This window comes from Blastocatellia bacterium, assembly GCA_035573895.1.
Taxonomy (GTDB): Bacteria; Acidobacteriota; Blastocatellia; order HR10; family HR10; genus DATLZR01.
The window spans coordinates 1-9,579 of sequence record DATLZR010000178.1; the positions used below are offsets into that span (position 1 = coordinate 1).

The window sequence follows — 9,579 nt, forward strand, 5'->3', positions numbered from 1 at the left end:
TCCCAAGGAGTTATCGCTCGGCGAGCTGGAACGTCTCACCCGCCGCTATGCGACGGAAATTGCCCCGATCATCGGGCCGGATCGGGACATTCCCGCACCCGACGTCTACACCGATGCGCAGACGATGGCCTGGATCATGGACACCATCAGCATGTTCAAAGGACATACGGAACTGGGCGTGGTGACGGGCAAACCGGTCGAACTCGGAGGCTCGCGCGGGCGTCACGAGGCCACCGCTCGTGGCTGTCAGTTCGCCATCCGCGAAGCCTGTCGCGTCCGAGGAATTGATCTGACCAAGGCCACCGTCGTCGTTCAAGGCTTCGGCAATGCCGGCAGCAACACGGCCAAGTTCCTCCACGAGGACGGAGCCCGCATCATCGCCGTGAGCGATTCGAGCGGCGGTGTCTTTAACCCTCATGGCATTCATCCCGATGCCGCCATCGAATACAAAGCGAAAACGGGCCGCCTGACGGGATTGCCCGATACCGAACCGATCAGCAATGAGGAACTGCTCGAACTCCCCTGCGACATCCTCGTCCCGGCGGCGTTGGAGAATCAGATCACCCGTCGCAATGCCGATCGCATCAAGGCCAAAATTATCGCCGAAGCGGCAAATGGTCCTACCACGCCGGCTGCCGATGACATTCTCTTCGATAAGGGGGTCCTGGTCATCCCGGATATTCTGGCCAATGCCGGAGGAGTCTCGGTCTCCTACTTCGAGTGGGTCCAGGACCTCTACGGATTCTTCTGGAGCGAGGAAGAGGTCCGACACAACCTGGAGCGCATTATGAAGAACGCCTTTCAGGAAGTTTACTTCACCAGCGAGCGCTACCGGGTAGATATGCGCATCGGAGCCTACATTCTCGCCATTACCCGCGTGGCCGAAGCCACCCGCGTGCGGGGAATCTTCCCGTGACCCGTTGGCGGGAAACATCCCGGCGAGTGGGAGAGCGTGGTTGGCTCCCCGCGCGCGAGCCGATGTCACCGGAAGAAGCGACGAAAACCACCTCGGGAAGAACGGGAGTTGAGCGCCTTGGTCATGAGGTAGGCGTCCTCGCCGTTGATGTAATAGTGAGAGAGTCTTTGGGTGACGACATAGCCGAGCTTGCGGTAGAGGCGTTGCGCCGGTCGGTTCGTGGTTCGCACCTCGAGCCGAGCGATGGTAGCTCCCTGCCGGCAGAACTCGGCCTCGATTTCGATCATCAGATGTAGGCCGAGTCCCCGTCGGCGATACTGGGGATCCACCGCCACGGCGATGACATGACCGACCGCGTGAGGCTCCAGCATCCCGATGGCAAAGCCGACCATCTGTCCCTGCGAGGTTTCGATCTTTCGCGCGACCACCGAAGGATTCGTCAACAGATAATGGAATGTCTCCAGGTCGTAAGCCTCGCCGGAGGCGAAGCATTTTTGGTCCAGCTCCCAGCACGCCCCGGCGTCGTCAACGGTCATCGGGAGAAGAAGAAGTTCCGCAACCATTGGCTGTCGCTCCCCTGTGTCACGGTTGAAGCGGCTTAATCATACCCGTCTCCCCCCTTTCCGGCAATGAGGGGAGGATGAGCATGCAATCACCATAGCTGTAGAAGCGGTATCGTTCGGCGATGGCGTGATGATAGGCCCGCAGGACATTCTCCCGTCCGGCCAGCGCGCACACCAGCAGAAGCAATGTCGAGCGGGGAAGATGAAAATTCGTCACCAGGCCGTCAACGACCTTGAACCGGTATCCCGGATAGATGAACAGGCGCGTCCATCCGCTACCGGCGACGACCCGCCCATCCTCGGTCGCTGCCGATTCCAGGGCGCGAACCGTCGTCGTCCCCACGGCGATAATCGGGCGGCGTTCCTCTCGGGCGCGATTGATGGCTCCGGCCGTGGCCTCCGGGAGGATGTAGAACTCTTCCTCCATCTCGTGCCGTTCGATCTCGGTGACGGTGATAGGTTTGAACGTTCCGTATCCCACGTGCAATGTCAGTTCGACCACGTTGACTCCCCGTCGCGCCAGGGCATCGAAGACGGCCTCGGTGAAATGCAAGCCCGCCGTCGGCGCAGCGACCGCTCCGCGATGTTTGGCGAAGATGGTTTGGTAGGTTTCGGCGTCGTGACGCAGGGCTTCCGCGCCCGCGCGTTTGATGTACGGAGGCAGCGGCGGCAATCCGATGCGATCAATCAGGCCATCCACATCCGTTTCCGCGCACTGGAAAGCGATCACTCGTCTCCCGTTCGACCGTACGTCCTGCACGCGGGCGCGAAGTACTCCGTCACCGAATATCAGCTCGGTGCCGGGCCGCACGCGCCGACCGGGTTTGACGAGGGCTTCCCAGACGCTCGCCGAGAGACGGCGCACGAGCAAAACTTCAATGCGTCCGGGAAATCCTTCCCGCCGACCGATGAGTCGCGCCGGAAAAACCCGCGTGTTATTGATCACAAGCACGCTGCCCGGCTCCAGTTCCTGCGGAAGCTGGTGAAAGACCCGATCCCGCAGAGCACCCGTCCGCCGATCCAGGACGAGCATCCGCGAGTGATCGCGCGGGGTGATCGGCTTCTGGGCGATCAACTCCTCCGGCAGCTCGTAGTCAAACTCGCTGATGTGCATCCTCTCGATCCCGTTTCGTCGAGGACCTCACCGCTTCCGTCCAATGGCCAGAGCCGCTTTGATCGAAACGTCAAAGTACGAGTGGCGTCGTTCTCGATTGATGAGCGCCAGCACCCGACGAAAGACTCGCTGGCGAAGGCTCTCGCTCGGAAGGAAGCCAAACCAGGAATCGAAGAAATAGTCCTCGACCAGAGGAGACTCGAAGAAGTCTTTCGCCTGGTCGAAGACGAACTCCCGGCGCTCAACGAAGCAATGAGCATTCTCCAGTCCAAGGCGAGCGAAAAGCTGTTCAACATCGCTGACGGTGGGCAGATCGGTGGCTAACCGCTCGACGTGGGCAGCATAGTCGAGCAGGTGACAGTCGCAGAGCGCTTCCCAGAGGACTGAAAATACCTCGTCGAAACTGCCGTGCGTGAGCAGCTTGAGACTCACCGTTCCTCCCGGCTGACACACCCGCGCCATTTCCGCCAGCATCTGGCCGAGTGAATTCTGCTCGCCAAGCGTGGCATCGCCGATGACGAGGGCATAAGCATCGTCGTCCAGGCCGAGCCCCGTCGGCTCTTTCTCCAAAAAGGTGAGGTTCGATACCTTCTTGATCGCTGCTTTGGCTCGCGCCAGCGCCAATCGTTCCGGTGAGGGATCCGTGGCCACGACGTCTCCGCGCTCCCTCATTTTCATGGCGAGATCGAGAGCGAGTCCTCCGGTCCCACTATTGACTTCGAGAATCGAGCCTTGCTTGGGCAAGGGGAGATGTTTCTCCACCATCTGATCAAATGGCTCCCGCCATACCGGGACGATGTACAGGTCGTAGCGATAGGCCCGTTCGGTCGCAGATCGCATAATCCGAGAGAAAGATTCTACTCGTTCGATATGTTCAGGGCTAGATGCACAAAGCCGTGCAAACGTTCGGGTCGTCGGCCAACTGGTGACTGAAAGACCTCCGAGGCGACTGTCCCAACGAGGATTTGCTGATCGGTCGTGAGGCCAATTCGCCGCCCATGAAAGCGAGGCTCCTCTCTCCTGAGGGAAATTTCTCACTCGATATTTTGGGTTCCAACATCTGCCCGATTGCGAGGAGGAGCGAACGGGCGGCCCACGGGAATTCTGGTAGTGCAGACTTTCCAGTCTGTGAAGAAACGCAATGCGCTCGGCAGAACGCGAGGCTGCGAGAGGGGGCGGCCCACCAAAGGAGGACGGTAGCGGCATCCCATCCCCACATCTGAGCCATTGAACCAGGTGGGTAACTCCTGGGATGGACAAAGCGACCACCTTCTTCGGGTGATGACAGTATCTAAACGCCTCCTAACTTCTTGACATCCTTCGCGGGCAAGGTACATATTCTCAGCCGCACGTCCGGATTTCGATTCAGGCAGTAGGGAGGGAGCCATGATGCGCACAACGCGACGGAAGTTTCTTGCCTTCTTAGGGGCATCGGCTTCGGTTGGACATCCGGTGCGCCTCTTCGGTTCGGACAAGCCACAAGCACGCTCGACTCCCGCGTCGCACTCTCTTGTGGGATCATCTCAAACGCGGGAGCCCGTACCTTCGGTCGCTCCACTGTCGCCGCCGTTTCGACTGCCCGAGAGCTGGTATCGGCAGACGGTCAAGCGGCTGCAAGAGAAAATGTCCGAGCGAGGACTTGATGGCATCATTTTGAAAGACCGCTGGAACATCATCTATGTCTCCGGCCTCTTCCACACGACAACCGAACGCCCGTTCTGGCTCTTCGTTCCGACCAAGGGAGAGCCGGTCTTTTTCCACCCGGGTCTGGATAAGGACCTGGTCAACACCTGGTGGATCAAAGAGGGCGAGTGGTACTTCGACTATCCTCACGCGGGACCTTTCAACGCCCTCGCTTACAAAGCGGGAGCGAGGGCCGATCTTCTGGAGTGGATGCTCAAGGGGCTGGCCCGGCGGGGATTCGGGCGAGCGCGTCTCGGGATAGAAGAGGAAGTGGGACCAACGACAATGAAGCGGATGCAGCAGGCCCTACCTGAAGCGCGATTCGAAGTGGCCGGCGATCTCCTGTTACGCATGCGCATGATCAAGACGCCCGAAGAGATCGAGCTGACGCGCAAGGCGATCGCTCTGCACGACCGAATGCTCGCGTTCGCCCGCGACTATATCCTGAAGCACGGGACGGACGCGACCGATTTCGAGGTTCGTCATCGAACGGAGGAATTCGCCACTCACGAACTGATGAAGGTCATGCAGCCCACCGGACGTCCGCATCAGGCGGTGGGCGTGAGTTTGAACTTCGGATGTCGCGCCGGTGTGGCCACCGCCTATCCGCATCCGAACCAGTTCTTTTATTCTCGAATCCGGCGGGGCGAGGCCGTGCAGATCGCTGCCGTCATCACCATCGGAGGCTATGGCGGCGAAGGTTATCGCGCGTTGCACATCGAGCCGATGACCGATCTCCAGCGGAAGATGTGGGACGTTCATACGGAGATGGTCCTCAAACAACAGGAACTCAGCAAAGCCGGCGTGCGATGCAACGAAGTCGCTGAGAAGGTTCTGGACATCGCCGTCCGCGCCGGATTGCAACAGTACATCTATCACCGACCGGCGCACGGTCAGGGAATGGAAGGCCATCAAGCTCCCTACATCGCCCCCGGCGACGAGACCGTGCTCGAAGAGGGGATGATGTTCAGCAACGAGCCGGGCCTCTATAATCCTGAGGGTGGCTTCGGCTATAACCACTCCAATTGCGTGCTGGTAACCAAAGACCGGGGCCTGGCCCTGAATCAGACTCCGCTCACGCGCGAGTGGTGCTGGCTCAAGCTCTAGCTCGGAGGAGCGCTGGGGTGAAGTGACGGTTCTCGCTCCCCTCCCGGTGGGCGACGCGGAGGAAACCGCACGGCCCTATCCGGAAATGGTGACAATCGGAGGCTCGGCGTGCATCCATTGGCGTCTTTGGCGGGCTCTTTTGCACGACAATGACGGTCCGAGGGATGGTCGCTGCCGCTGATGTCTCGCTCTCATAGCTCACTACGTGGTAGGAGAATCCAAACGAAGGAGGGAACTATGAAGATCACGAGAAGTTATCGCATCCTCCACACCATGATGCGATCCCTTCGGTGGACAGCTCTGATCGCTGCTCTTTCGCTACCGTCGGGAATTTTCGCTCAAGTTCAGGTCGGTTCGATTGCTGGAACCGTGAGGGATGCCACCGGAGCCGTTCTTCCGGGTGTGAATGTCACCGTCACGGGTCCCGCGCTCATCGGCGGTCCGCGCACGGTCACGACCGATGAGAATGGCTATTACAAGTTCTTCGACCTCAAACCCGGCACCTACACGCTCAAGTTCGAGCGATCCGGCTTCAAGACCCACGTGCGGGAAGGGGTGGTTATTACGTCCGCTTTTCAGGCGACGATCAACGTCCAGCTTGATGTGGGTGAGGTCGTCGAGGTCGTCACCGTCAGCGGAGAGTCTCCGGCGATTGATGCAAGTAACGTCGTGACGCAGACGGTCATTTCGCAGGATATTCTCGAACGCGTTCCCAATCCGCGTGATCCCTGGGTGCTGGCTCGCATGGTTCCCGGCGTCGCCTCCGGCCGGTTCGACGTGGGAGGGACGGAAGGGATGCAGCAATACACCCTGACCGTTCACGGCTCGCGCGACAGCGACAAGAAATTTGCCATTGACGGTCTGGAGATCAACTGGCCGGGGAGCACCGGCGGTGCCACGGCCATCTACTATGACGCCGGAATGTTCAAGGAGGTCAACTATCAGGTCGGCGCTTTGCCCGCTGAGATCTCTCAAGGCGGCGTCTACATGAACATGGTGACCAAAGATGGAGGCAATGAGATTCACGGTTCCATTCTCTTTTTCGGGGCCACGGATGCCTTGCAGGCCGATAACGTCAGCCCCGCGCTGAGGGAGAAGCTGCTGGCGCGAGTACCGGCACGACTCCGTCAACGCCCCGATGTGAAGGCGGGCAATCCCATCAAAAACGTCTACGATCTGAACGGCAATGTCGGCGGGCCGTTCATCAAGGACAAGCTCTGGTGGTTCGTCTCCCTGCGGCAGTGGGGAGTGGATCAGCTCGTCTCTGGCGCATTCAATCCCGACGAAACGCAAGCCATTGACGATAACCGCATTCGCAATGCTTCGGGCAAGGTGACGTGGCAGGTGACGTCCGGGCACCGACTCAGCTTCATGTACAATCGCAACGAGAAGAACCGCTTCCATCGGCGGGACACGCCGCCGTTTTTCATCGAGGACAAAGCCTCCTGGTTGCAGGATCAACCCGGCTACAGCGCCCACATCAAGTGGACCTACACGCCCTCGGCCCGTTGGGTCATTGATTCGGGAATTGCCGGGACGCACATCGTCTTCCCCTTGCGCTATCAGAAAGAGGTCAGGCCAACTGACATCATGAAGGAGGACATCACGCTCTCGACGCGCAGTAACGCAGCTCTCTACAACTACCTCAATCCCAATTATCGCCTCTCGATTGATTCCGCCGCCTCCTATGTGGCCAGCGGTCGGGGTGGAGCGCACAGCCTCAAATTCGGGATTCAATTCATGCGCAGTTTCTTCCGCCAGATTTACATCATGAACGGCGATCACGGATTGATCTTCGACAACGGGCGCCCGAGCTTTGTCCGAGCCTATAACACGCCGATTGAGCAGGCTAACTATCTCCACCAGTTCGCCTGGTTCGTGCAGGACGCCTGGACGCTTCGCGGACGACTGACGCTCAATCTCGGGCTACGGTACGAATACGCGCTCGGCGTGATCCCGCCACAACGGTCGGCGGCCGGGACGTTCGTCGGCGAACGCAGTTTCCCTGAGATTCGCAACGTGCCGAATTTCAAAGACCTGGCCCCGCGATTCGGACTTTCGTGGGACATCACCGGCACGGGACGAACCGTCCTCAAAGCGAGCGCCAGTCGCTATCTGCAAAACGTCGGCATGGCCTACCCCACGAGCGTGAATCCGCTCGGCTTGAGCGTGGAGACGCGGAGCTGGACTGACCGCAACGGCAATGGCCTGGCCGAGCGCGATGAAATTGGTCCGGGACCGGGCTTTGTCGGCGGCGTGACCACGCGCATAGACCCGAATCTGGAACGACCTTACTCGTGGGAATACTCGCTCGGAATCCAACAGCAGATCTATCGGGATCTGGTCGTCTCCATCACAGGCTGGCATCGGGATAATCGGCGACAGGTGGGACGAGCGAACATGGCTGTTCCCCCCTCGGCCTACATCCCCGTCCGGCTCACGCTCCCGGCGAATCTGCCGGCTCCTTTCGCGGGTCAAACCATCACCGTTTACAATCAGGATCCGGCCACGCGCGGGCGCGTGGATCTGCTGTTGACCAACTTCAAAGAGCTGGACAGCGAATATAACGGTCTGGACATCACCTTTACGAAACGGATGTCCCAACGCTGGCAGCTTCTGGGCGGACTGACCATCGGAAGAGAGCGCGGAGCCTTCCGAGGGGATCTCGTCAACGGCTTCGACGATATGAACAATCCCAACTTCAACATCAATCGAAAAGGGATCGTGGGCACCGATTCCCCCTACATCTTTAAGCTCGCCGGGACCTATCAGCTTCCCTGGGGCTTCGAGGTGAGCGGTAACTTCCAGCACTTCACCGGCTATCCCTTGCGTCGCACCTTCACCGTGACGACAGCCCACATCCCGAATCTCACGCAGGTTAGCCAGGCGATTGATCTCGTCGAGCGGGGAACCGTGCGCCTTCCCAACGTGAATCTGCTCGATCTGCGCCTCTCTCGCGTTTTCGGTATCGGCGAGCGATGGCGGATTGAGCCGGCGCTCGACATCTTCAACGTGGGGAACGTCGCCACCACGACGGCAGTGATCGAAGCCGTGGGGGCTGCGCTCGATCAGCCCACGGTGATCGTCGCTCCACGCCTTTTCAAACTGGGCGTGAAGGTCAACTTCTAGAACCTCGGCTCCAGATGGGAGACGGACGTCGCGCGGACATTCCCGGTCTGTGATGGGGTGCGGACCGGAAGGCCCGCGCGACATCTCCCAGGAAGATGAGACGAACGAAACGCCCATTCCCTTCTTGCCCCTGATGCATGGCCCACCTTCGTGGTGGTTTCGCTCTTCATCGCTCAGAAGAAGTCAGGGGCCTGATCCTGCTCCATCCCCTGGGGGATACGGCGCCAGCGACCGAATCAAGGCCAGGCCATTGGGGATTCTTCGGCAGAAAGCCTTTGACGAAGAATCAGCCCTGCGTAAGTGGAAAGTCGGGTCGGCATTTCGTTTTTGCCCTTTCCCCCCGCCGCATCTTCTATCCTGCCCCTTACATTTGAGACGAACCAATAGTTCCTGGCGTCGAACTTAAAATTGGTGTATCATGGGGGCGGTTTTGACTCGGCCCTGATTATTCAACGGAGGGGATCGAGGCGAAGCCGAACTGAGTGATTGGCGGAGGTTGAGCCAATGGTCGGTGCTCCTGCCTCGAAAAAGACGCCCGCACTCCGAGAAGCTGTCCCGAAGGCCGAGGGCGCTTATATGTTCCAGAGCGAGTCGGAGAAGTACGCTTGTCTCGCAGCCCTCAATGACGAAATTCTCCAGGTGGCTCACGAGCTGATGAGAGCCAAGTCAGACGACCCCACTCGGATTCACCAGCTCACCTCTCGACTTGAACATCTGCTGACCCAGGTAGATCCGTTGAGGCACCAGTAAGGCCGGGCACGGCCTGAGCAAGAAACACGCCGCCAGAGGGTGTTTGACATACGGTTGAGCGTTCATGGCAACGCTCTTTTTTCCCATTGTTCGGAGCCGCGTAAGTAAGCGCTTCTAGCGCGGACTTTCCGGCTGGCCCAGGCGGCGCAGGCTTTCGCGCGTGCGTCCTGCGCCAGCTTGAAAGCTCGCGTTACATGACCAGGTGAGGAGGAGGCTCGATGGCAAGGATTTTGCTCGTTGATGATGAACCGAATGTCCGTTTTCTCTACTCGACCTATTTGGCCGACAGAGGCCACGAAGTCGTCCAGGCCCAGTCG

The 9,579-nt window shown here is 59.5% G+C and carries 7 protein-coding genes; 3 read left to right on the forward strand and 4 right to left on the reverse strand.

Annotated features, from left to right (window positions below):
• The coding region (locus VNM72_15600) for a Glu/Leu/Phe/Val dehydrogenase (GenBank protein HXF06817.1) at nt 1-916 on the forward strand (916 nt) is incomplete at its 5' end.
• A gap of 65 nt (nt 917-981) precedes the next feature.
• Here VNM72_15600 and rimI read toward each other — a convergent pair.
• The 3 genes from rimI to VNM72_15615 are packed head-to-tail and all read right to left on the reverse strand — an operon-like array spanning nt 982 to nt 3,433.
• Nucleotides 982-1,479: a ribosomal protein S18-alanine N-acetyltransferase gene (gene rimI / locus VNM72_15605; protein ID HXF06818.1), complete on the reverse strand. Its 498-nt coding sequence runs from the start codon at nt 1,477-1,479 to the stop codon at nt 982-984.
• Nucleotides 1,480-1,498: 19 nt separating this feature from the next.
• The gene (queA, locus tag VNM72_15610) at nt 1,499-2,593 is read right to left on the reverse strand and encodes a tRNA preQ1(34) S-adenosylmethionine ribosyltransferase-isomerase QueA (protein HXF06819.1); all 1,095 of its coding nucleotides are present in this window, start codon (nt 2,591-2,593) and stop codon (nt 1,499-1,501) included.
• Between the two features lie 27 nt (nt 2,594-2,620).
• A complete protein-coding gene (locus VNM72_15615; protein ID HXF06820.1) occupies nt 2,621-3,433 on the reverse strand; it encodes a methyltransferase domain-containing protein in 813 nt (270 codons plus the stop codon).
• A 546-nt stretch (nt 3,434-3,979) separates the two neighbouring features.
• Between VNM72_15615 and VNM72_15620 the strand changes: the two genes are divergently transcribed.
• Nucleotides 3,980-5,383 carry a Xaa-Pro peptidase family protein gene (locus VNM72_15620; GenBank protein ID HXF06821.1) on the forward strand — a complete coding sequence of 468 codons (1,404 nt, stop codon included), beginning with the start codon at nt 3,980-3,982 and terminating at the stop codon, nt 5,381-5,383.
• A gap of 237 nt (nt 5,384-5,620) precedes the next feature.
• Nucleotides 5,621-8,512 carry a TonB-dependent receptor gene (locus VNM72_15625; protein ID HXF06822.1) on the forward strand — a complete coding sequence of 964 codons (2,892 nt, stop codon included), beginning with the start codon at nt 5,621-5,623 and terminating at the stop codon, nt 8,510-8,512.
• Nucleotides 8,513-9,178: 666 nt separating this feature from the next.
• Here VNM72_15625 and VNM72_15630 read toward each other — a convergent pair.
• A complete protein-coding gene (locus VNM72_15630) occupies nt 9,179-9,328 on the reverse strand; it encodes a hypothetical protein (protein HXF06823.1) in 150 nt (49 codons plus the stop codon).
• Between the last annotated feature and the right edge of the window lie 251 nt (nt 9,329-9,579).

What these genes read in the sequence shown, in the direction of transcription:
- rimI (HXF06818.1), bottom strand. Translation starts at nt 1,479, where the DNA reads ATGGTTGCGGAACTTCTTCTTCTCCCGATGACCGTTGACGACGCCGGG.
- queA (HXF06819.1), bottom strand. Translation starts at nt 2,593, where the DNA reads ATGCACATCAGCGAGTTTGACTACGAGCTGCCGGAGGAGTTGATCGCC.
- VNM72_15615 (HXF06820.1), bottom strand. Translation starts at nt 3,433, where the DNA reads ATGCGATCTGCGACCGAACGGGCCTATCGCTACGACCTGTACATCGTC.
- VNM72_15620 (HXF06821.1), top strand. Translation starts at nt 3,980, where the DNA reads ATGATGCGCACAACGCGACGGAAGTTTCTTGCCTTCTTAGGGGCATCG.
- VNM72_15625 (HXF06822.1), top strand. Translation starts at nt 5,621, where the DNA reads ATGAAGATCACGAGAAGTTATCGCATCCTCCACACCATGATGCGATCC.
- VNM72_15630 (HXF06823.1), bottom strand. Translation starts at nt 9,328, where the DNA reads ATGAACGCTCAACCGTATGTCAAACACCCTCTGGCGGCGTGTTTCTTG.